General features: G+C 74.2%; 17 protein-coding genes and 2 tRNA genes. 6 read left to right on the plus strand and 13 right to left on the minus strand.

Going from position 1 to position 22,823, the window contains the following annotated elements:
• Positions 1-85: 85 nt before the first annotated feature.
• The 7 genes from FHR78_RS06175 to FHR78_RS06205 form a co-directional block, all read right to left on the minus strand.
• Complete coding sequence (locus FHR78_RS06175) at positions 86-1,021, minus strand: hypothetical protein (RefSeq protein ID WP_166759543.1); 936 nt, start codon at positions 1,019-1,021, stop codon at positions 86-88.
• A 303-nt stretch (positions 1,022-1,324) separates the two neighbouring features.
• The gene (locus FHR78_RS06180) at positions 1,325-3,139 is read right to left on the minus strand and encodes an APC family permease (RefSeq protein ID WP_243862240.1); all 1,815 of its coding nucleotides are present in this window, start codon (positions 3,137-3,139) and stop codon (positions 1,325-1,327) included.
• Positions 3,140-3,489: 350 nt separating this feature from the next.
• Positions 3,490-4,185 (minus strand): response regulator, encoded by a 696-nt coding sequence (locus FHR78_RS06185; protein ID WP_166759544.1) that lies wholly within the window; start codon positions 4,183-4,185, stop codon positions 3,490-3,492.
• A 229-nt stretch (positions 4,186-4,414) separates the two neighbouring features.
• The gene (locus tag FHR78_RS06190) at positions 4,415-7,009 is read right to left on the minus strand and encodes a sensor histidine kinase (protein ID WP_166759545.1); all 2,595 of its coding nucleotides are present in this window, start codon (positions 7,007-7,009) and stop codon (positions 4,415-4,417) included.
• A gap of 158 nt (positions 7,010-7,167) precedes the next feature.
• A tRNA-Ser gene (locus FHR78_RS06195) sits at positions 7,168-7,257 on the minus strand.
• Positions 7,258-7,987: 730 nt separating this feature from the next.
• Positions 7,988-9,451: an LCP family protein gene (locus FHR78_RS06200; protein WP_166759546.1), complete on the minus strand. Its 1,464-nt coding sequence runs from the start codon at positions 9,449-9,451 to the stop codon at positions 7,988-7,990.
• 158 nt (positions 9,452-9,609) lie between these two features.
• Entirely contained in the window at positions 9,610-10,803 is a 1,194-nt protein-coding gene (locus FHR78_RS06205) for a mannosyltransferase family protein (protein WP_166759547.1), read from the minus strand.
• A 191-nt stretch (positions 10,804-10,994) separates the two neighbouring features.
• Here FHR78_RS06205 and FHR78_RS06210 point away from each other — a divergent pair, with 191 nt between their 5' ends.
• Positions 10,995-11,798, plus strand: coding sequence for a sugar phosphate isomerase/epimerase family protein (locus FHR78_RS06210; RefSeq protein ID WP_166759548.1), 804 nt, complete (start codon positions 10,995-10,997; stop codon positions 11,796-11,798).
• A gap of 89 nt (positions 11,799-11,887) precedes the next feature.
• The gene (locus FHR78_RS06215) at positions 11,888-12,964 is read left to right on the plus strand and encodes a Gfo/Idh/MocA family protein (RefSeq protein ID WP_347878092.1); all 1,077 of its coding nucleotides are present in this window, start codon (positions 11,888-11,890) and stop codon (positions 12,962-12,964) included.
• A 536-nt stretch (positions 12,965-13,500) separates the two neighbouring features.
• Here FHR78_RS06215 and FHR78_RS06220 read toward each other — a convergent pair.
• Complete coding sequence (locus tag FHR78_RS06220; RefSeq protein ID WP_208392767.1) at positions 13,501-14,799, minus strand: glycoside hydrolase family 6 protein; 1,299 nt, start codon at positions 14,797-14,799, stop codon at positions 13,501-13,503.
• Between the two features lie 649 nt (positions 14,800-15,448).
• Positions 15,449-16,165, minus strand: a complete 717-nt coding sequence (locus FHR78_RS06225) for an MBL fold metallo-hydrolase (protein ID WP_166759551.1) — start codon at positions 16,163-16,165, stop codon at positions 15,449-15,451.
• Positions 16,166-16,218: 53 nt separating this feature from the next.
• On the opposite strand from FHR78_RS06225, the gene FHR78_RS06230 reads away from it, so the two are divergent.
• From FHR78_RS06230 to arfB, 3 genes are all read left to right on the plus strand, one after another.
• Positions 16,219-16,782, plus strand: a complete 564-nt coding sequence (locus tag FHR78_RS06230; protein ID WP_166759552.1) for a TetR/AcrR family transcriptional regulator — start codon at positions 16,219-16,221, stop codon at positions 16,780-16,782.
• Between the two features lie 198 nt (positions 16,783-16,980).
• Positions 16,981-17,433 carry a hypothetical protein gene (locus FHR78_RS06235; protein ID WP_166759553.1) on the plus strand — a complete coding sequence of 151 codons (453 nt, stop codon included), beginning with the start codon at positions 16,981-16,983 and terminating at the stop codon, positions 17,431-17,433.
• 351 nt (positions 17,434-17,784) lie between these two features.
• On the plus strand, positions 17,785-18,207 hold the full coding sequence (gene arfB, locus FHR78_RS06240; protein ID WP_166759554.1) for an alternative ribosome rescue aminoacyl-tRNA hydrolase ArfB: 423 nt from the start codon (positions 17,785-17,787) through the stop codon (positions 18,205-18,207).
• Positions 18,208-18,228: 21 nt separating this feature from the next.
• Here arfB and FHR78_RS06245 read toward each other — a convergent pair.
• The 3 genes from FHR78_RS06245 to serS all read right to left on the minus strand — a co-directional run bounded on the left by FHR78_RS06245 (position 18,229) and on the right by serS (position 20,634).
• Positions 18,229-18,316: transfer RNA gene (locus tag FHR78_RS06245), tRNA-Ser, on the minus strand.
• A gap of 153 nt (positions 18,317-18,469) precedes the next feature.
• Complete coding sequence (locus FHR78_RS06250) at positions 18,470-19,372, minus strand: HAD family hydrolase (protein ID WP_347878073.1); 903 nt, start codon at positions 19,370-19,372, stop codon at positions 18,470-18,472.
• Complete coding sequence (gene serS, locus FHR78_RS06255; RefSeq protein WP_166759555.1) at positions 19,369-20,634, minus strand: serine--tRNA ligase; 1,266 nt, start codon at positions 20,632-20,634, stop codon at positions 19,369-19,371. The genes FHR78_RS06250 and serS overlap by 4 nt, the downstream gene beginning before the upstream one ends.
• A gap of 126 nt (positions 20,635-20,760) precedes the next feature.
• Here serS and FHR78_RS06260 point away from each other — a divergent pair, with 126 nt between their 5' ends.
• Positions 20,761-21,780 carry a diacylglycerol/lipid kinase family protein gene (locus FHR78_RS06260; protein WP_166759556.1) on the plus strand — a complete coding sequence of 340 codons (1,020 nt, stop codon included), beginning with the start codon at positions 20,761-20,763 and terminating at the stop codon, positions 21,778-21,780.
• A gap of 70 nt (positions 21,781-21,850) precedes the next feature.
• Here the strand turns inward: FHR78_RS06260 and pheA are convergent, their stop codons facing one another.
• Positions 21,851-22,801, minus strand: coding sequence for a prephenate dehydratase (gene pheA / locus FHR78_RS06265; RefSeq protein WP_166759557.1), 951 nt, complete (start codon positions 22,799-22,801; stop codon positions 21,851-21,853).
• Between the last annotated feature and the right edge of the window lie 22 nt (positions 22,802-22,823).

A 22,823-nucleotide genomic window follows, 5' to 3' on the forward strand; every position in this document is an offset into this window, starting at 1 on the left:
CGCCGCCCGCCGCCCACCGCCGGCATCGAACCCCGTTCCGTTCAAAGAACCACGTTGCACGGTGGTTCTTTGAACGGAACGGGGTTCAGAGCGGTCTGGCGGCGAAGCGACGGGCCGCCGCGCGCACGGAGTGCGTCACTCGACGCGGATCCACCGTGACGCCGGCTCGGCGCAGATGACCCGTCAGTCGCTCGGGGTGGACCACGTCGTCGTACTCGCAGTGCACCACCCGCCGTACGGACGGCGCAGCGAGGAGGCGCTGGTCACGTCGGTTCTGATCACGAGCTGCCTCGGCAGGCGTGCGTCCGGCGAGCATGGCCGGATCGGTCAGCTTGACGAAGCCGTCGAGCTCGACGGCCGTGTCGTGGTCCTCGAGGAAGGCGTCGACGCGACCGGCCGCACGACCGCCGACCCTCACGACGCGCTGCAGGGTCACCTCACCGACTCCGAGTTCGTGCAGGACGATCCGGAGCAGGGACTCGCCCCCGTTCTCGGCCCACGGCGAGGCGAAGGCGAGGGCACGACGTGCCGAGGTCCCGCCACGGCGCCCGGGAGGGCCCAGCCGGTCGCCGAGGACGCCCCGCCATCTCGCGAGACGTGCCTCGACGGCGGCGCCCTCCGCGTGGCCGCGGGGCAGGACCAACCGACGCAGGACGCCGTCCAGGCAGAGCACGGCCTGCTCGAACGACGCGGTGAGCGCGACGTCGGTCGCCGTCCGGACCAGCGACGTGACCTTGATCTCGCCGACCCGTTCGACCTCGTCGGCGGGCACGGTGCCCGGCCTACGCCGGAGATGGGTCGAGACGCGAACGGTCTCACGGCGCGGGTCGACGACGTCGACGACGCTCGCGGGCGGGTGCACGCGCGGCAGGCCCAGGGCCTCCACCGCCGACGCGTGCGAGACGACGCACCGTGGTCCGAGGGCGGCGACGACGGCCCGGCAGAGCAGCACGTGGCGCCCCCGCGGGTCGAGGGCGGCCACGTCCGGCGCAGGCGCGTAGACGCCACGGTGGACCCTCACCAACGCGCCGCCGGCAGACCCCCGACGCAGGGCGAGCGTCTCCTTCGCTCCGTCCCCGTGGGTCGCGGCGAAGGACAAGGGGACGCGGAGGGGATCCGGAGCGGACGGCATGCCCCGAGCATGGCGACGGTGGTCCCTCGGAGGCGACGACCGCCTCCGTGGCCTGTCGACAGCTCGGCCGTCGCCGGCCCTGTGGAGGAGCGGCGATGAACCCCGTTCCGTTCAAAGAACCACGAAGGAACGTGGTTCTTTGAACGGAACGGGGTTCTCTGCGGCGCGGGGCGCGGCGGCGGCCCGGGCGGGCTAACTGACGTGCACGTCGGGGCGGCGCGAGCGGTGCGGCTCCGCCTGCCGCAGCACCTCGCGCGTCACGGGCGCCACCTCGCCGGCCCCCGTCACGAGGAACCGCCCCATGTTCGACAGCGGGCTGCCCTCGGTCCACTCGAAGTAGACGTCGGGCACGACCCCGGTCTCGTCGCGCACCGCGAGCAGCACCGAGGCGATCGTGTTCGGCACGGCCCCGCTCGTCACCCGGAGCACGCGGTAGCCGTGCACGACGCAGCCGGTGACGACGAGGTCCTCCTCGAAGTCGGACGAGTCGCCGGGGTGCACCTCGAGGAAGATCACGGGCGACCGCTGCGGGATGCCGCTGTACTTGCGCTCCGCGCTGAGCTTCTTCTTGTAGATCTCGGCGACCTCGCGGCCCGGCTCGTGGGCGATGACGCGGATCGAGCCGTACTCGTCGGCGTCCTCGCGCACGTAGCCGAGCGCCGTGTCGTCGAACGAGATCGACGTCGCGCGCAGCTGGAAGGACCGCCGCACCCGCGAGACCAGCGACACCGCCATGATGCCGACGATGAAGATCGCGGCGATGCGGACGCCGTCGGGCCGCTCGACCACGTTGACGACGGTCGTGTAGACGAACACGAGCGCGATGACGCCGAAGGCGACGGTCCGCTTGCGCTGGCGCGCACGTCGCGCCGAGAGCGTGACGGCCACGGAGGCGCTGGTGATCAGCACGAGCACTCCCGTCGCGTAGGCCCCGCCCTGGGCGTCCACGTCGGCGTCGAACACGATGGTGATGACGAACGCGATCGCGGTGAAGACCAGCACGAGCGGCCGCACCGCCCGGGCCCACTGCGGCGCCATGCCGTAGCGGGGCAGGTAGCGCGGCACGATGTTGAGCAGGCCGGCCATCGCGGAGGCGCCCGCGAACCACAGGATGCAGATCGTCGCGACGTCGTAGAGGGTGCCGAACCCGTCGCCCAGGTAGGCGTGCGCGAGGTAGGCGAGGGCACGGCCGTTCGCCTCGCCTCCTGCCTGGAACTCCTCCTGCGGGATCAGCAGCGTCGTCGCGAAGCTCGACAGGATGAGGAACGAGCTCATGATGATGGCGGCCGACGTCAGGAGGCGACGTGCGCCGCGGATGCGCCCGACCGGCTGCTGCGGGGTGTCGCTCGCGTCGCCGGTGATCTGCGGCATGACGGCGACGCCGGTCTCGAAGCCGGACAGGCCGAGCGCCAGCTTCGGGAACACGATCAGGGCGATGCCGACCATCACGAGCGGGTTGCCGTGCTGCACGGTGAGCGCCTGCCACCAGTCGCCGATGACGACCGGGTTCTCGGCGACGTGGGCGAGCGACACGGCGATCACGACGAGGTTGAGCGCCAGGAACACGCCGACCAGGACGACGGCGATGCCGATCGCCTCCTTGAACCCGCGCAGGAACACGGCGGCCAGCAGCGCGACGAGGAACAGCGTGAGCGGCACCTCCGCCCCGTGGAACCAGGCGGGCGCGAAGGGGTTCTCGACGGCGTGGGCGGTGGCGTCCGCCGCCGACAGCGTGATGGTGATCATGAAGTCGGTCGCGGCGAAGCCGAGCAGCACGAGCACGAACACCTTGCCGCCCCACCAGGGCAGCAGCCGCTCGAGCATCGCGATCGAGCCCTCGCCGCGGGGGCTCTCGCGGGCGACGCGCCGGTACACCGGCAGGGCGCCGAACAGCGTCAGCAGCACGAGCACGATGGTCGCGAGCGGCGACAGCAGGCCGGCCGCGACGGCGGCGATCGCCGGCTGGTAGCCGAGGGTCGAGAAGTAGTCGACGCCGGTGAGGCACATCACGCGCCACCACGAGTGCGTCTTCTCGACGGTGCTGGCGTGGGGGCCCTGGTGGGCGCCGCTGTTCTCGGTGAGGCCGCCCAGCAGCCAGCCACGGAGGCGCGATCCCGACGTGCGGGAGAGCTGCGGTTCCAGCGCGTCGGCGTCGCGCTGCTCGGACGTCGTGGACACGGTGACCTCTCGTCGCTCGTCGCGCTCGGGACGGCACGACGGAGCAACGGTACGCCCGCCGCGACGCCGTCAGGGGCGTCGGGCGTAAGGATGTCGTGAGGATGTCGCGCGGCGGCGCGGCGAGCCCCGCCTGCGGGGTCTCGACCCGCGGCGCAGCCCGGCACCCAGGCGACCGGTGCTCAGGAGGCGGGGGCGCCTCCGTCCGGCACGAAGCGGTAGCCCATGCCCAGCTCGGTGACGAGGTAGCGCGGCTCGGCCGGCACGGGCTCGAGCTTCTTGCGCAGCTGGGCGAAGTAGAGGCGGAGGTAGCCGGTGTCCTTCGCGTGGAACGCGCCCCACACCTGCGTCAGCAGCGTCTCGCGCGTGACGAGCTTGCCCGGGCTCTGCAGCAGCAGCTCGAGCACGCGCCACTCGGTCGGCGTGAGCCGCACCACCTCGCCGGCGCGGACGACGGTCGTCGCCGACAGGTCGACCCGCACGTCGCCGAACTCGACGACCGGCGAGTCGTCGTCGCCCGGCGCGAGGCGGCGGGTGAGGGCGCGGATGCGGGCGAGCAGCTCCTCCATGGCGAACGGCTTGGTCACGTAGTCGTCGGCGCCCGCGTCGAGCGCCTCGACCTTGTCGGCGGCGTCGGTGCGTCCCGAGACGACGAGCACGGGGGCCGTCGACCAACCGCGCAGGCCCGCGATCACCTCGACGCCGTCGAGCCGCGGCATGCCGAGGTCGAGCATGACGAGGTCGGGGTGCTGCGTCATCGCGAGGTCGAGCGCCTCTCGACCGTCGGCCGCGGTCACGATCTCGTAGCCGTGGGCGCCGAGGGTCACCTTGAGCGCCCGCAGGATCTGCGGGTCGTCGTCGGCGATCAGGATCTTCACGTGCCCTCCTCGACGACGGTACCGCCCCGAGGAGGCGCGGCGCAGGCCCCCGGCGTAGGGATCCCGTCAGGATGCGGCGCGAGCCCCCGGCGCCGTGGCTGAGGCCGTGGCTGAGGCCGGGGCTGCGGGCCCGCGCCGGGCGGACGCCGGTTCCGCGATCCAGGAACCCGGCCGCCCGCGCTGCTGGACCGTGCACGGCTCAGGACCGAGCGTCCGATCCGGGCACGGATCAGGACGCGGGTTCCTGAACGAGGAGAGCGGCGACGGGGGCCTCGGGGAGCGAGACGACCATCGTGAGGCCGCCGCCCGGGGTGTCGTCGAGCGACAGGGTGCCGCCCATCGCCTCGACGAAGCCCTTGCTCAGGGCCAGTCCGAGGCCGAGGCCGGTCGCGTTGTCGGTGTCGCCGAGCCGCTGGAACGCCACCATGATCTCGTCCCGGCGCTCGGGGGGCACGCCCGGTCCGCGGTCGACGACCCGCACCTCCACCCGGCCCCCGAAGCCGCTCGTCGAGATGCGCACGAGGGTGCCGTCGGGCGAGTGGCGCAGGGCGTTGTCGAGCAGGTTGACGAGCACCCGCTGCAGCAGCACGGCGTCGGCGAGCACGGGCGGCACGGAGGTGCGCAGGGCGAGCTCGACGTCGGCGGGGCCCAGCCCGAGCTCGTCGAGCGTACCGAGCACCACGTCGTCGACGTCGACCACGGCGGTCGTCACGGCGAGCGCGCCTGCCTGCACGCGGCTGACGTCGAGCAGGTTGGTGACGAGCGTCGACAGCGACTCGAGGCTCTCCCACGCGGTGGCGAGCAGCTCGTCGCGGTCGGCGTCGCTCCACTCGACGTCCTGCTGGCGGAGGCCGCTCACGGAGGCGGTCGCGGCGGCGAGCGGACGGCGCAGGTCGTGCCCGACGGCGGCGAGCAGGGCGCTGCGCATCCGGTCGACCTCGGCGAGCGGCGCCACCTGGCCGGCGGCCCTCGTCAGCGCGGAGTGCTCGAGGGCGGCCTCGACCTGGGCGGCGACGACGGCGAGGAGGCGTCGGTCGCCCGCCTGCAGCGGCTCGCCCGTCAGCTCGAGCACGCCGTCGTCGCCGGCGGGCAGGGTCGTCACGCCCACGCCCACGCCAGCGCCAGCGCCCGAGCCCGCGCCCGCGCCCGAGCCCGTGCCCGTGCCCGTGCCTGCGCCCGCGCCCGGCCCCGCGCCGGCTCCCCCGTCGGCCCCGCTGTCGCCCAGCACCTCGTCGCCCGACAGCACGCGCACGCGCGTCAGCCCGAAGGCCTCGCGGGTGCGGGCGACGAGCGCCTGCAGCGCGTCCTGCCCGCGCAGCACGCTGCCCGACACGGTGGCGAGCAGCTCGGTCTCGGCGAGGGCGCGTGCTGCCGCCCGGCTGCGCCGGGCCGCCTGGTCGACGACCCAGCTGACGATGGCGGCGTTGAGCACGTAGAGCACGAGCGCCAGCAGGTGCAGCGGCTCGGCGATGGTCACGCTGTAGATCGGCGCGATGAAGAACAGGTCGAGCGTCACGCCCGAGAGCAGCGCGGCGAAGAGCGCCGGCCAGACCCCGCCCGTCACCGCCACCACGACGACCAGCAGCTGGAACAGCAGCACGGTGCCCGCGATGCCGTCCTCGCTGCGGTGGTCGGCGAGCAGCCAGGTGAGCAGCGGGCCGACGACCGCGGCGAGCACGAAGCCGGCCGCGACGCGCGAGCGGGACAGCGCCCCGCCGAGCTTCGGCAGCGACCAGCCCCGCCCCGCGGCCGAGTGCGTGACGATGTGCACGTCGAGCTGCCCCGACTCGCGGATGACCGTCGCCCCGATGCCCGGCCCGCTGACCAGCGAGGCCAGTCGGCCGCGTCGGCTGACGCCGATGACCAGCTGGGAGGCGTCGGCCCCCTTGGCGAAGTCGACCAGCGCCCGCGGCACGTCCGACCCCACGACCTGGTGGTAGCTGCCGCCGAGCTTCTCGACCAGGGCGCGCTGCGCGGCGAGGGCGCCGGGGGCGCCCTGGCGGAGGCCGTCGGGCGTGCTGACGTGCACGGCGACGAGCTCGCCGCCGGCGCTGCGGGCCGCGATGCGCGCGGCGCGACGGATCAGCGTCTCGCCCTCCGCGCCTCCGGTGAGGGCCACGACGACGCGCTCCCTGGCCTCCCAGGCGCTGTCGATGCCGTGCTCGACGCGGTAGGCGCGCAGGGCGCTGTCGACCTCGTCGGCGAGCCACAGCAGGGCGAGCTCGCGCAGCGCGGTGAGGTTGCCGAGGCGGAAGTAGTTCGACAGCGCGGCGTCGACCCGCGCCGCCGGGTAGACGTCGCCGGCCGCGAGCCGGTCGCGCAGGGCCTGCGGGGCGAGGTCGACGACCTCGATCTGGTCGGCCCCCCGCAGCACCGAGTCGGGCACCGTCTCGCGCTGGGCGGCCCCGGTGATCTGCTCGACGACGTCGGCGAGGGACTCGACGTGCTGCACGTTGACGGTCGAGACGACCGAGATGCCGGCCTCGAGCAGCGCCTGCACGTCGCGCCACCGCTTGTCGTGGCGGGCGCCCGGGGCGTTGCTGTGCGCGAGCTCGTCGACGAGGGCGACCTGCGGCGCCCGGGCGAGCACCGCCTCCAGGTCCATCTCGTCGAGCTCGACGCCGCGGTGCACGTGCACGGCACGCGGCACCACCTCGAGGTCGCCGAGCCGGGCGGCGGTGGCGGCCCGGCCGTGGGTCTCGACGACGGCGACGACGACGTCCTTGCCCTCGTCGCGCAGGCGCGCGCCCTCCTCGAGCATGGTGAAGGTCTTGCCGACGCCGGGGGCGGCGCCGAGCAGCACCCGCAGTCGCCCTCGTGTCATGCGCTCAGCTTGGCACGCGCCGACGACACCGCCGGGGCGGGGATCGCGAGCACCCCCGGGGCCGGGGGAAGGACACTGCCCGTGGGAGGAAACGGGCCCGGAAAAGGAAAAAGGCCCCGTGCACTGATCTGGCGAGATCACAACGCGACGGGGCCCCGCGGAGCCGGTGGGATTTGAACCCACGGTTCCCACAAAGGGAACTCCACCTTAGCAGGGTGGTGCACTAGGCCGAACTATGCGACGGCTCCCTGCGCCGACTCGTGCGGGACGTGACGACGCACCCACGATCATAGCGGGCCGGACGCGATCTGCCGAACCGCACCTCCGCGACGGGCCGGCGGGCGCCTCCTCGGCGGGGCCGCTCACCCGTAGTTCACCCGGTCCTCCCCCGTTCGGGGGGCGTCGCGCCCTTGTCGGCAAATATGCGGACTCATAGAGTACCCCTGGCGCCGAAGACGGCAGAGGTCGTGCACCACCCGACAGCACGGGTGCGTCCACGGACGCAGCGACTCCCCCTGATCGGCGCCGACAGCCCTCCGACATCCTTCCCGACGGACCGCCGCGACCCCCGCGGCACCGGTCGGAGGCACACACGCCGACGACGACGTCGACATCACGCCCCCTGCGGCGCCGAACCCCTGATCCCGGCACCGCAGGGCCCCCTGCGGCGCGTTCGGGCGCCCGCACGGGGATCCCCGGTCGCCCCGGCGAGCTGGTTACTCGCCGGGGCGCCCTCTCCCTGCGCACGTCGTGCGCCGCCGCGAGAGCGACCGCGGGATCAGCTGCGGCTGCGAGAGCCGCTGCGCCCGCGGGATCAGCTGCGGCTGCGACTGCGACTGCGGCAGCGGCAGCGGCAGCGACAGCGGGACCGAAAGCGAGAGCATTCCGCCCGCGATCGGCACGACACCGCAGGAGGCGCAGCGCCGGGACCAGGAACGCTCTCGAATCCGAGAGCGCGCCCCGCCCCGGGCCCAGCCCCTACTTCTTCTTCAGGAACCCGACCGAGCAGGTCTGCTCCGACGCCGACTGGCCCGTCAGGCCCGAGATGACCTCGGGGCCGGCCGGCGCCTCGGCGGCCGGAGCGGTCGCGGCGTCGGTCGGGGCCGCCGCGTCGGCCGGAGCCGCCGGAGCGGACGTGGCGGGAGCCGCAGGTGCGGACGTGGCGGGCGTCTCGGGAGCCGCAGCCGCGCCTCCTGCAGCAGCGTCGCCGGTCGCCGCGTCGGCCGCGGCGGCAGATGCCGCGCCGAGGCCCTCGCTGCCCGCCTCGAGCGTGAACGGCTGGTCGGCGCGGATCGCGTCGAAGAGGCGCGTCGCGACCGACGTGACCGGCTGCACCTTGCCCTCGTAGACCCCGGAGCCGCCCGTGCTGCCCGGGTACTGGACGAAGTTGACCTGGTCGAGCGGGAGGTCCTTCAGGGCCGACCCGATCTGCACCATGGTGTTGACGTCGGTGAGACCCTCCGAGAGGGTCATGTTGCTCGCCGCCGCGCGCGCCAGCGAGTAGAGCTTGGTGGGGTTCGTGAGGGTGTCGGCGCTCTTCACCGTGCGCAGCAGCGACGACAGGTAGACCTGCTGGCTGCTGATGCGGCCGAGGTCCGAGCCGTCGCCGACGCCGTGCCGGGTGCGGAGGAACTGCAGCGCCTGCTGGCCCTGCAGCACCGTCTCGCCGGCCTCGATGTCGAGGCCGGTGTACTTGTCCTTGATCGGGGTGGCCGCGCAGACCGGCACGCCGCCGACCGCGTTCGACATCTCGATGACGCCGTTGAACGAGATCATGCCGGCGAAGGGGATCTCGAGGCCGGTCAGCTCGGACACGGTCGAGACGACGCAGCTGAGGCCGCCGTACGAGTAGGCCTCGTTCATCGGGCGGGCCGACATGGCCGAGTAGTAGCCGGAGCCGTCCTCGCGGGCACAGGCGGGGATCGGCACGACCATGTCGCGCGGGATGCTCACGGCCGTCGCGTTCGAGTGGTCGGCCGAGACGTGCAGCAGGATGTTGACGTCGTTGAGGGTGGCGTCGCGCTCGCCGTACTCGTCCTCGTCCTGCGCCTCGTCGTTGTCGGTGCCGACGATCAACACGTTGAAGCCGCCGGGGTAGGCGTCGATCGAGGGCGGCGAGGCGACGACCGACTTCTGGCCCTTGGCCGCGGGCAGGGCGACGCCCGTGCCGAGGTCGGAGCGCACCTGGTAGGCGGCGATCGCGCCGACGGAGGCGCCGCTCACGAGCACCACGGCGAGCGCCCCGGCGAGCACCTTGCCGACGGTGCCCAGCGGGCCGGTCGTGCGGAGGCGCCCGTGCCGGGCCACCCCCTTGCCCGACGCCTCGGCGGCACGACGCGACGTGCGGCTCGCGGGGGCGGCGACGCCGTCGGGGGCGCCGGCGGTACCGGTGGTGCCGGTGGTGCGGTCGCTGCGGGCGGTGCGGTCGCGGTGGTCGCTCACGCGGAGTCCTCTCGGTCGACGCGGGCACGCCGACGACCCGGTGACGGTCGACGGGGAGGTGCCTGCGCGCTGGGCGGGCAGAACGGCATCGTAACTGGTAGGGCTCCACGAATCGGTGGGTCGCCCAGAACGGGGGGCCTCGGCGGGCGGGCCGCGGGCTAGGGGTACCCCACGAACCAGAGCAGCACGACGGCCACCGGCTGCAGGGCGATCCCGGCCCCGAGCAGCAGCCAGCGGAGGCGCGGCACGGCCACGATCCCGGGGTGGCCGAGCAACGGCGCGACGGGCAGCAGCAGGCGCGGCAGGCTCTGCTGCGGCAGGAACACGGCGACGAGGTAGAGCAGGTAGCCGCCGGAGTACGAGACGACCTCGACGCCCAGCGAGCGGGTCGAGCGCCGGGTGAACCACCACGCGACGACGCCGAGCAGCACGCCGACGAGCACGACGCCGGCGACCCCGAGCCAGGTGCCGGCCATCACGAACCACGGCGTCAGCGGGGCGAAGTGCTGCCGCCCGACGAAGCCGACCCACCACGACAGCTCGGTGTCGAGGTACGCGCCCGGCCGCCCGGTCACGTGGTCGGCGATCACCGGCCACGCGAGGCCCGCCGCCGAGATCAGCAGCCCGGCCACGACGAGCGAGGCCCGCTCGCGCCTCCGGAACCCTCGCCCCTCGCGGCGCAGCCGCACGACGCCCGTCACGGCGAGCGCCAGCGCCAGCGCGAGCACGCCCGGTCGGGTGAAGGCCGCGACGACGCCGAGCGACGCGGTCACGAGGTAGCGGTGCCGCAGGGCGGCGAGCAGCGCCCCGAAGACGAGCAGCAGCATGAGGCTCTCGGCGTAGGCGACCTGCAGCACGAACGAGAGCGGGCCGAAGCAGAACAGGGCGGCGGCCCAGAGCGCGCTCTGCGGGCCGGACGTCTCGAGGACGATCCGGTGCAGCAGCACGGTCGCACCGCCTCCTGCGACGACCGCGACGACGAGGCCGATCGCGAAGAAGGCGTTGCCGGCGAGGTCGACGCCGAGCACCGCGGCGACGCCGCGCACGAGCCCGGGGAACACCGGCAGGAACGCCCACGGGTTGGGCAGCACGTGTCCGTCGTCGTCGAGGGGCAGCTCGGTCGGGTAGCCCTGCTGGGCGATGGTCCGGTAGAAGCTGGCGTCCCACGATCCCGAGAAGGAGGCGAAGCTCGGGTCGGCGCGATGGCTCGCGAAGGCCCAGCCCTGCGAGGTCGCGAGCGAGAACAGGCCGCCGAGCCAGGCGCTCGACACGAGCCGCGAGAGCGCGTACAGCACGAGCACGACGACCACGGGAGGGGCGGCCTGCAGTCGGGTCGCGGGTCGCAGGCGCACCTGCCCAGCCTAGGAGGCGCCTCCTCGACACGAGGACCGGCCCTGTCGATCGTCGTAGATCTTTTGTCACGGGTCGACAGAAGTGGCAGAGTTGGCCTGCACGCCCCGCACCACCCCGCCGCAGGGCGGGACGGTCCCCCGCTCAGCTGCCCGGGCCCTCGCCGAGATCCACCACGACAAAGGAGTTCGCCATGACCTCGTCACCCTCCGTCCAGCTCTACACGGTCAGGGACGCCATCTCGGCAGACCTGCAGGGCGCCGTCGCCCGCGTCGCCGAGATCGGCTTCACCAAGGTCGAGCCCTACGACTTCGTCGCCCGTGCCGACGAGCTCGAGAAGGCGTTCGCCGCCTCGGGCGTCACGGCCCCCTCGGCGCACGCCCCCGTCATCGACTCGGCCGAGCCGGAGCGTGCCTTCGCGGCCGCGGCCCAGCTCGGGGTGCAGACGGTGATCGACCCGTTCATCCCCAGCGACCGCTGGCAGACCGCCGACGACGCCCGGGCCATCGCCGACCGCGTCAACGAGCTGCAGGTGCTGGCCGCCGCCTCGGGGCTGGGCTTCGGCTACCACAACCACCAGTGGGAGTTCGCGAACACGGTCGACGGGCGACCCGTGTACGAGTTCTTCCTCGAGCGCCTGGACGACGACGTCGTGCTCGAGATCGACACCTTCTGGTCGACCGTCGGCGGCATGGACACCCCGGCGCTGCTGCGTCGGCTGGGCGACCGCGTGCAGTTCCTCCACGTCAAGGACGGCGCGATCTCGGGCGACATCGCCACCGCGCTGCCGAGCAGCGAGAGCGCCCTCGAGGTGCCCGACGCCCTCGCCGCGGCGTTCAAGGACCAGGTGCCGGCGGGGCAGGGCGACGTCGACGTCGCCGCCGTGCTCGCCGCCGCCCCGCACGCGCTGCGTGTCGTCGAGTTCGACGACTACGCCCTCGACGTGTTCGACGGCATCGCGGCGTCGCTCGCCTGGCTCGCGGAGAACGACAAGTGACGGGTGGCGAGGCGGGCGCGGGGCGCCCGGGTGCGGGCGCGGGGGCCGGCCGCACGGGGGCCGGCCGCACGGGGCGCGTCGGCGTCGGGGTGATCGGGGCGGGCGTCATCAGCGGCACCTACCTCGAGAACATGACGTCGTTCCCCGACCTCGAGGTGCTGTTCGTGGCCGACCTGATCCCCGAGCGCGCGCGCTCGCGGGCCGAGGAGCACGGCGTGCCCGGCCACGGCACCGTCGACGAGCTGCTCGCGATCGACGAGATCGAGATCGTGGTCAACCTCACGATCCCCGCCGTGCACGCCGAGGTGGGTCGCCGCATCGTCGCCGCCGGCAAGAGCGTGTGGAGCGAGAAGCCCCTCGCCCTCGACCACGCCTCGGGCAGCGACCTGCTCGCCGCGGCCGACGCCGCCGGGGTGCGGGTCGCCTGCGCGCCCGACACCGTGCTCGGCGCGGGCGTCCAGACGGCGATGCGTGCGATCGCCCGGGGCGACATCGGCGAGCCGCTGACCGCGACGACGCTGTTCCACGTGCCGGGTCCCGACGCGTGGCACCCGGACCCGGAGTTCCTCTTCGCGAAGGGCGCCGGCCCTCTGTTCGACATGGGCCCCTACTACGTGACGACGCTGGTGCACGCGTTCGGCGCCGCGAGCTCGGTCAGCGCCGTCTCGTCGACCGCGCGCACGACGCGCACCATCGGCAGCGGCCCGCGGGCCGGCACCGACTTCGCCGTCGAGGTGCCCACGCACCACGCGGCGATCGTCTCGTTCGAGGGCGGGCAGTCGGCGCAGTCGACCTTCTCGTTCCAGAACGCGCTGCCCCGCATGGGCTTCGTCGAGATCAGCGGCACCGAGGGCACGCTCGTGCTGCCCGACCCGAACACGTTCGACGGCGACTCGACGCTCTGGCGCCTCGGCGAGGACGAGCCGACCACCCTCACGGCCGCCGGCTCGACATGGGGACGCGGCTCGGGCGTGCTCGACCTCGCCCGTGCGCTGCGCGGCGGCGACGCCGAGCGGGCGAGCGGCGCCGTCGCGTCGCACGTGCTCGACGTGCTGCTCGCGATCAGCGAGGCCGCCGAGTCCCGCACGGTCGTCGACGTCGCCTCGACGGTCGCGCAGCCGCAGCCGCTCGCCGAGGGCTGGGATCCGTCGGAGGCCACGCTCTAGCCCGGCCGACCGAGCCCGGGCGGCCCCGCGGGGGCCACCCGACCGCCTGCAGGAGGCGCGGTGCGAGCAGGTCTCGCACCGCGCCTCCTGCGCGTCTGCCCTCCGAGACGCCTGCTCCCTCTGCCGCGCCCGCCCCTGCCCGCGCCCGCGTCCGCGTCCGCTGCCCGCTGCCCGCTGCCCGCTGCCCGCTGCCCGCTGCCCGCTGCCCGCTGCCCGCTGCCCGCTGCCCGCTGCCCGCCATACCCCCTGCACATGCCGACCGCGCGCCCTGTAATACGCGCTTTTCCCGGTACGTTCGGGCCCTCACGCCGCGTGTTGTCGGGTTCTGCAGCTCGGACGTCCCCGGCGACGAGACCCGGGCCCGTCCCGACTCGTCCTGCCCCGTCCCGCCTCGTCCCGTCCCGGTGTCCCCCCGAATTTGAGAGCGATCCGGCGTCGGCGGCGCCCAGCGCCCGCCCGTCACGGCCGCGCGCGGACGGAATGCTCTCGTCCTGCGCGAGGGCTCGGCACGCCCACGCCCACGCCCACGCCCGCGCTCAGCGCCGGTTCGCCACCAGTGCGGTCGCGTACTCCGGGAACCACACCCCCGCGGCAGGCCCGCCGTTGCAGGTGCCGTCGCTCGCGCCGGGAGTCTTGACCCAGAGCAGGGCGTCGAGGCGCGTCGCGCCCGAGGTGGCGACGCGCGGGGTCTGGCCGAGACCCGCTCCGGGAGCGTTGCACCACGTGCCCTTCCAGCCGCGCCCGTTGCGCGACACGTCGATCACGTAGCGCGCCCCGCCCGTCGCGGCGGAGACCTGCTCGGCGTACGTCCGCTCCTGGTCGACGGGGTAGTAGTTCGCGACGTTCGTGAAGAACCCGCGGGCCTGGTCGACGCCGGCCGCGCGCAGCCGGGCGGCCATGTCGGCGGGCTTGACCCAGTTCGAGTTGCCTCCGTCGAGGTAGGCGGGGACCCCGGCCCGCGAGAACGCCCCGACGGCCGCCGCCAGGGTGGCGGTGCGCGTCGCCGTCATGGCCGGGCACGCGTCGAGGTGGCCCAGCGAGTCGGGCTCGACCAGCACGACGGCCCGGTGTCCGGCGAGGGCCGACGCGACCTTGCCGTTCCACGCGAGGTACGCGGCGTCGCTCGCCGCGCCTCCTGCGGAGTACCCGCCGCAGTCGCGACCGGGGATGTCGTACGTGACGAAGACGGGCGTGGTGCCCTTCTTCTCGGCGGCGGCGACCGTCCGTTTGATCACCGTGACCAGCATCGCGTCGTCGTACCAGGAGCCGAGCCAGACCGCGATCGGCTGCGCCGCGATCGTGCGGGCCGCGGCGGCGTCGGCGGTGCGGCCCTGCGCGGCGAGCTGGGACGCGGCGGTGGCTGCGGCGCCCTGCTGCTCCACGTGCAGCCCGCCCGCGTAGACGGTCGCCGGCGGCGCGGTGCGGATGGTCGAGGAGGTGGTGGTGGCGGTCGTGCGCGGGGCCGCGGTCGGGCGTGCGGTCGCGGACGCGGTCGGGCGCGGGGTCGCGGTCGGGCGCGGGGTCGCGGTCGGGCGCGGGGTCGCGGTCGGGCGCGGGGTCGCGGTCGGGCGCGCGGTCGCGCTCGTGCGCGGGGCCGCGGTCGGGCGTGCGGCGGCCGACGCGCTCGGGCGGCTCGCCGCGGTGGCACGGCCGGCGGGCGCCGTCGGAGCGGCCGACGTCGTGCGGCCGGCAGGCGTCGAGGAGGCGGTGGTCGCGGTCGAGCGACCGCCCGCGGCCGAGGCGGTGGACGAGGAGGCGGCAGGCGCGACGACGAGACCGGCCGCGAGCGCGACGACGGCCCCGGCGACGACGCCCGTGCGGGCGAGGTCGAACACGGGCAGGTCCTTCGGGGTGGAGGGCGGAGAGGTGCAGGCGGCGAGGGAGCGGCTCCGGCGCCGTGGCGGCGTCAGGCTGCGACGGCCGGTCGGTCGGCGGGGCCGGACCGGCCTCCCCTGCGACGGGACCCAGTGCACCACGACGTCGACGTCGCTCCCACCCCCCGTCCGGAGGCGGTCGCCGCCCGTCTTCGGGGGCCGGGGTACGGCGCCGGTCCCCGGCGCTGCGGACCGCCCGCCCGGGGTCGCCCGCCCCCGCCGCGCCCGCGCCCCGCAACGCGCCGACCAACTCGCACGCCGAACACCCCGAAGTGGACGAAACACCCCGTCGTTTCGGGGTGTTTCGTCCACTCCGGGGTGTTTCGGTGGAGCAGACCGGCGCAGGCAGCGCGGGTCACCGGCCAGCCGCGCGGCCGCAGCGACGCTGGCGACGCTGCCAGAGTCGCCCTCACCCGCAGCCACACCCGCGCGACGCATCGGCGCACTTGCACGCCCGAACACCCCGAGGTGGACGAAACACCCCGTCGTTTCGGGGTGTTTCGTCCACTCCGGGGTGTTCCGGCAGGCGGCAGCGCAGCGCGGCGGCGCGGCGCGGCGGCGCGGCGCGGCGGCGCGGCGCGGCGCGGCGCGCTAGCGGAGCGCGCGACGCCTACTGCGCGGCAGCCGCCCGCACGGCGTCGACCGCCGCCGCCACGCCGCCGCCCCAGGGCGCCCCGTGCCCGGGCAGCACCCACGTCGCGCCCGTGCCGACCAGCGCCTGCAGCGAGTCGAGCGCCCGCCCGGGCTCGTCGGTGAACGGCGCCGGCTGGGGGCCCTCGACTCCGGTGAGCACGTGGCGCGTCGTGAGCGCGTCGCCGACGAAGACGGCGTCGACGAGGGGCACGTGCACGGCCACGCTGCCCTCCGAGTGCCCGGGGACGCAGATGATCCGCGGCGAGCCGGGCAGGTCGAGCACGTCGCCGTCGTGCACCTCGACGACCTCGGTGAGCCACGTCGTCCGTGCGCCGCCCTTGCGCACGAAGTACGAGAGGAACCCGAGCATCGCGCCGATCCTCATCTGCTGCTTCAGCCCGGCGGGCTTGCCGCCTCCCTTCGCGCGGGAGGCGTCGGCCGCGTGGACGTGCACGGGCACCCCGTGCTCCCTCCGCAGCCACTCGGCGAAGCCGACGTGGTCGGAGTCGCCGTGCGTGAGAACGACGCCCTTCACGTCGGCGGGCCCGAGGCCGAGCGAGGCGAGCTCGGCGAGCAGCTCACGGCGGTGGGCCGGGAGGCCGGCGTCGACGACGGTGACGCCCTCGGGCGCGACGACGAGGTAGGCGGCGACGACGGCGTTGCCGATGCGGTGGAGGTTCTCGCTGAGCTTCATGATGGCTACGATACATAGCCATCATGGCTACGGTCAATAGGTATGGTGGACGGATGCCGACTCCTGAGCGCACCTCCCTCGAGGCCATCGTGACCGCAGCCCGCGACCTGCTCGAGACGGAAGGGCTGCCGGGCCTGACCATGCAGGCGGTGGCCGAGCGCGTGGGAGTCCGTGCCCCCTCCTTGTACAAGCGGGTGCAGGGGCGCGACCAGCTCGTGCAGCTCGTCGCGGAGGCGACGCTCGTCGAGGTGGCCGAGCGGCTCGAGGCGAGCACCGACCTCGTCGACCTGGTCGACCGGTTCCGGGCGTTCGGGCACGAGCGGCCGGCGGCGTTCCAGCTGGTCATGACGCCGGGCCCGGGTGTGCCGACCGCGCGGCCCGAGTTCGGGGCGGCGACGAGCGGGCCGATCCTGCGGCACGCGGGGGCCCTCGCGGGCGAGTCCGAGGCGCTGGAGGCGGCACGCACGGTGACCGCATGGGCTGCGGGATTCGTCAGCATGGAGCTCACGGGCGGGTTCGGCCTCGGCGGCGACGTCGACGCCGCGTGGCGCTTCGGCGCGGAGCGGATCGTGGCGGCGGTGGGCTCGGGGGCCCAGGGTCGCGACCCCGTGTCGTGACGCGACTGGTCGCCGACCGGGGTCGTCACCGCTCCGGGCCGTGACCGCTCGGGGTCGTGACCGCACGGGTCGTGACCGCTCGGGGTCGTGACCGCTCGGGGTCGTGACCGCTCGGTCGTGACCTCTCGGGGTTGTGACCGCTCGGGCACGCAGCCAAGATGAGCGCGGGCGGGGGCACCACGACGAGAGGACGACACCATGGCATCCACGGACGAGGGCTTCAGCAAGGAGGAGCGCGCCGCGATGAAGCAGCGCGCGGCCGAGCTGCGGGCCGAGGCGAAGCGGCAGAAGTCTGCCGACAAGGCCGCCGCCGACCTGCAGTCGGTGCTCGACGCGTTCGCCGCCATGCCCGAGGAGGAGCGGGTCGTCGCCGAGGGACTGCACGCGCTGGTCCTGGAGCACGCCCCGATGCTCGCCCCCAAGACCTGGTACGGGTTCCCGTCGTACGCGGACGAGGCAGGCAAGGTCGTGGTGTTCTTCCAGCCGGGCTCGAAGTTCGGCGGGCGCTACTCGACCCTGGGGTTCCAGGACGCGGCGCAGCTCGACGACGGCGACATGTGGCCCACGTCGTACGCCCTGGCGAGCGTCGACGAGACGACGAGCCCGGCGATCGCGGCACTGCTGCGGAAGGCGACGGGGCAGGCGGAGTAGCCCAGGCCGCGGGGGCCGCGCCTCGCGGGCGTCGACGCCCCGCCGCCCCCGAACGGGGGGCCAACCGGGCGGGCTGTCAGACCGAACAACTGATGGGGGTGGGGACCCCCGCGAGCGGCAACCGCGGGTTCGGGCCCGCGTCGCTCCCCGCCGGTGCGTCACGGAGCAGAGCCCGTGGCGGGCCGGCGGTCTCCCCTGCGCTCCGGGCGGGTGAGCCCGGGGAGTCCGGCGGATGAGCCCGGGGAGTCCGGGCGCAGGCGCAGGTGCAGGTGCGGCAGCGGGTGCAGGTGCAGGTGCGGCAGCAGGTGCAGGCGCGGCGGCGGGCCCGTGGCCGCGTGCGATGCTGAGGGCATGGACCTCGTCGTGTCGCGTGCGCTCACCGTGCCCGCGGCTGAGCTCGTCTGGCGCTTCTCGCGCTCGTCGGGTCCCGGAGGTCAGCACGTGAACACGTCGGACAGCCGGGTGCAGCTCTCGTGGGACGTCACCACCTCGCTCGCCCTGACCGACGCCCAGCGGGCCCGGCTGCTCGAGCGCCTCGGCGGCCGGCTCGTCGACGGGGTGCTGACGGTCTCGTCGTCCGAGCAGCGGTCGCAGCTGCGAAACCGCGAGACGGCGCTCGCCAAGCTCGCCGACGTCGTCGCCACGGCGCTCGCCCCCGATGCGGCACCGCGCCGGCCGACCCGGCGCACGCGCGGCTCGGACCGCCGCCGCCTCTCCGCCAAGAACGAGCGCTCGGCCACGAAGCAGCAACGCCGCCGGCCGACCGACGACTAGCTCGCGAGCCTCAGCTCGCCGTGGCGGAGGGCGTGGGATTCGAACCCACGAGACATCTCTGCCCACTTGTTTTCAAGACAAGCTCCATCGGCCGCTCGGACAGCCCTCCCGGTGCACCTGCCGGAGCCGGTGCGACCGCGCCGAGTCTAGCCGAGGCGCTCCGCCCGCCGACGAAGCGACGAGACGACGCAGAAGGCTCTCGGGCGGCCCCGGAAGAGCCGTTCTCGTCGGCTCACGCCCCCGGAGGGAGCACAGAGCCGGGTCAGAGCCTCGCCAGCGCCTCCGCCAGCCCGTCGTCGAGGTCGGTGCCGGTGCGCTCGTTGGCGACCTCGTGCACGTCGTCGGGCGCCTGGCCCATCGAGACCCCGCGGCCCTCGACGGCGGCCCACTGCAGCATGGCCGTGTCGTTGCGCCCGTCTCCCACGGCGAGCACGCGGTCGCGCGGGATGTCGAGGTGCTCGCGCACGCGCTCGAGCGCCGTCGCCTTCGTGACGCCGTCGGGCGCGATGTCGAGCCACGCCGTCCAGCCGACGTTGTAGTTCACCTTCTGCAGGCCCATCCGCTCGACGACCTCGAGGAAGTCGTCGGTGTCGTGCGACGGCGACACGACGACGACGCGGGTCGCCGCGACCTCGAAGAGCTGCTCGAACTCGACCTTCTCGGCTCCGCCGGTGTGCTCGACCTGCGGGAACGAGCCGCAGTAGCGCATGACGCCGTCGCGGTCTTCGACCGCGTACGCCGCCTCGTGGAGCCCCTCACGGATCGTGGTCAGCACGTCGGTCGGGTCGAACTCCTCGACGTGGGCCTGCGAGTAGCCCGTCGGCGCCGACTCGTCACGCCCGAGCGTGATCGCGCCGTTCGCGCAGACGACGTACTCGGAGACGAGCCCCAGGCGGTCCATCACGGGCAGGGTCATCGACACCGACCGCCCGGTGGCGATCATGACGGCGTGCCCCTGGGAGGCGAGCCTGCCGATCTGCTCGGCCACCGCCTCCGAGATGGTGCCGCCCTCTTGCATGATCGTGCCGTCGACGTCGAGCGCGACGAGCCAGCGCTCGTCGGCCGACACGGCCGACCCCGCCGAGACGGTCGACGCAGCCGACCCCGCCTCAGGGCCCACGCCCGGGCTCACGAACTCCCCCGTCACCACGTCGCCCCCGCTCACGCGACGGGCTCGATGACCTCGAGGCCGCCCAGCCACGGACGCAGCGCCTCGGGCACCACGACCGAGCCGTCGGCCTGCTGGTGCGTCTCGAGGATCGCCACCAGCCACCGCGTCGTCGCGAGCGTGCCGTTCAGCGTGGCGACGGGCGCCGTCTTGCCCGACTCGGTGCGGTAGCGGGTGTCGAGGCGGCGGGCCTGGAAGGTGGTGCAGTTCGAGGTGCTGCTGAGCTCGCGGTAGGTGCCCTGCGTCGGCACCCACGCCTCGATGTCGAACTTGCGCGCGGCGCTCGAGCCGAGGTCGCCGGCCGCGACGTCGATCACGCGGTAGTTGAGGCCGAGCGCCTGCATCATCGACTCTTGCAGGGCGACGAGCGCGTCGTGCTCGCGCTCGGCCTGGTCGGGGTGCACGTAGCTGAACATCTCGAGCTTGTTGAACTGGTGGACCCGCAGGATGCCCCGGTTGTCCTTGCCTGCGGCGCCCGCCTCGCGGCGGTAGCAGGTCGACCAGCCGGCATAGCGGATCGGGCCGTCGGCGACGTCGAGGATCTCGTCGGAGTGGTACCCGGCGAGCGCGACCTCGCTCGTGCCCGTGAGGTACAGGTCGTCGGCCGGCAGGTGGTAGACCTCGTCGGAGTGCGAGCCGAGGAACCCGGTGCCCGCCATGATCTCGGGCCGCACCAGCGTCGGCGTGATCAGCGGCGTGAAGTCGTTCTCGACTGCCTTGTCGAGCGCCATGTTCATCAACGCCAGCTCGAGCCGCGCACCGATGCCGCGGAGGAAGTAGAAGCGCGAGCCCGACACCTTCGTGCCCCGCTTGATGTCGATCGCGCCGAGCTTCTCGCCGAGGTCGGCGTGGTCGAGGGGCTCGAAGTCGAAGGAGGGGCGGGTGCCGACCTCGCGGAGCGTCGCGAAGTTCTCCTCACCGCCGGCGGGCACGCCGTCGACGACGACGTTGCCCAGCGACCGGACGGCCCTGTCGAAGACCGCGTCGGCCTCGGAGGACGCGGCCTGCGCCTCCTTCACCTTCGCGGCCAGCTGCTGGGCCTGCGCGACCAGAGCCGCCTTCTCGGCCTTCGGGGCCTTCGCGACCGTCTTGCCGAAGGCGTTCTGCTCGGCCCGCAGCTCTTCGAAGGCGGCGATCGCGGCACGGCGGGCGGAGTCGGCCGCGACCGCGTCGTCGACCAGGGACTCGGACTCACCCCGGGCACGCTGGCTCGTCTTGATCACGTCGGGGGCATCGCGCAGCAGCTGGGGATCGATCACGGGTCCATCTTATGGACGGCCCCCGACGCTCAGCACTCTCCCCAGGCGCGGGCGCGCACGGCGCGTCCGTCCACAGGCCCACGGGGAGGCGCGCCCCGCGTCGTCCCCGCCGGTTACGGTGGGCGGATGACGACCTCCCCCGCCGCCTCGCCCGCCGAGTCCTCCTCGACGCCCGACGCCGCGACGGCCCTGAAGACGGCCGCCGTCGTCTACAACCCGATCAAGGTCGACGTCGCGGCGGTCCGCGCCTCGGTGAAGCGCCACGAGGCCGAGGCGGGCTGGGGGCCGAGCCGCTTCTACGAGACGAGCGTCGACGACCCGGGCGGCGGGCTGACCGCGCGGGCCGTGGCCGAGGGCGCCGACGTCGTCATCGCGGCGGGCGGCGACGGCACCGTCCGCGCGGTCGCCGAGGCCCTGCGCGGCTCGCACGCGGCGCTGGCCCTGCTGCCGAGCGGCACGGGCAACCTGCTGGCCCGCAACCTCGACCTCACCCTCGACCACCTCGACGGCTCGGTCGCGACGGCGTTCCGGGGCCGCGACCGCGCCATCGACCTCGGCATCGTCGACGTCGAGCGCGAGAACGGCGAACGCGAGCGCTTCGCCTTCGTCGTCATGGCCGGCATCGGCCTCGACGCGAAGATGCTCGCCAACACGAACCCGAAGCTCAAGGCCCGCGTCGGCTGGCTGGCCTACGTCGACGCGATCGCCCGGTCGCTGCGCGACGACAACAGCATGGTCATCCGCTACGACCTCGACGGCCAGGGCCGCAGGACGATGCGCGCCCACACGGTGCTCGTGGGCAACTGCGGCCTGCTGCCCGGCAACATCATGCTGCTGCCCGACGCCGCGGTCGACGACGGCGTCTTCGACATCGTCGCCCTGCGCCCCGACGGCCTGCTCGGCTGGGTGCAGATCTGGGTCAAGATCGTCTGGGAGAACGGAGTCCTGCGTCGCAGCTCCGTCGGACGCAAGATCATGGCGCACAGCCGCGAGGTGCGCACGGTCCGCTACTCGAAGGGGCGCGAGATCGTCGTGCGCCTCGACGAGCCGCAGGACTTCGAGATGGACGGCGACTCGGTCGGCAAGGCCGTCGCCATCAAGACGTGGGTCGACCCCGGGGCCCTGACGGTGCGGGTCCCGGCCTGACGACCCGCGCCTCCTGCGGGGCGGGGGCCGGTCGCGACCGGCCCGTCACCGGCAGCCGAGGAGGCGCGGGTCAGGCCCCCGAGACCAGCCCGCGCAGCCAGTCGCGAGCGTCGACGAACGCCTCGTCGTCGTAGCGCGGCACGACGCTGACCGGGCGGCCGTCGGCGCGCGGGTACGAGCCGAGGAACATCACGTTCGGGCTGAACCGCTTCAGGCCGAGCAGGGCGTCGGCGACGCGCTCGTCGAGCACGTGGCCCTCGAGGTCGATGACGAACCGGTACCGGCCGAGGGCGTCCCCGATCGGCCGCGACTGGATGAGGCTCAGGTTGATGCCGCGCGTCGCGAACTGCTCGAGCATGTCGACCAGGGCCCCCGCGCCGTCCTCGGGCAGCTCGACGATGATGCTCGTCTTGTCGGCCCCGGTCGCGGGCGGCACGGGCACGGTGCGGCTGACGAGCACGAAGCGGGTCACCGCGTTGCGGTTGTCGCCGATCTCGCGGGCGAGCACCTCGACGTCGTGGTGCTCGGTGATGGTCGGCGGGGCCACGGCGGCGTCGGCGCGGCCGGCGCCGGACGGCCCGGTGAGCAGGTCGGCCGCCGCGGCGACGTTGGAGGTGGCGGGCAGGTGGCCGTGCCCGGGCAGGTTGGCCTCGAGCCAGAGGTGGGTCTGGGCGTAGGCGACCGGGTGCGCGTTGACGACCCGCACCTCCTCGAGGCGGGTGCCGGGCCGGGCGACGAGCACGAAGTCGACGGCGACCAGGTGCTCGCCGACGATGCGCAGCCCGGGGACGGTGGCGAGGGCGTCCTGCGTGGCCGAGACGCCGCCCTCGACGCTGTTCTCGATGGCGATCATGGCGGCGACGCTGCGGCCGGACACGACGTCCGCCAGGGCCTCGCCCACGTTGTTCACGCTGCGCCACTCGGCGCCCGCGGCCTCGGGCACCTGCTTGAGGGCCGCCTCCGTGAAGGTGCCGGCCGGGCCGAGGTAGCTGTAGGTCGACGAGGAGGCGGGGGTCGGCATGTCCGAGAGCCTACTGAGCACC

This window comes from Frigoribacterium faeni, assembly GCF_011761235.1.
GTDB lineage: Bacteria > Actinomycetota > Actinomycetes > Actinomycetales > Microbacteriaceae > Frigoribacterium > Frigoribacterium faeni_A.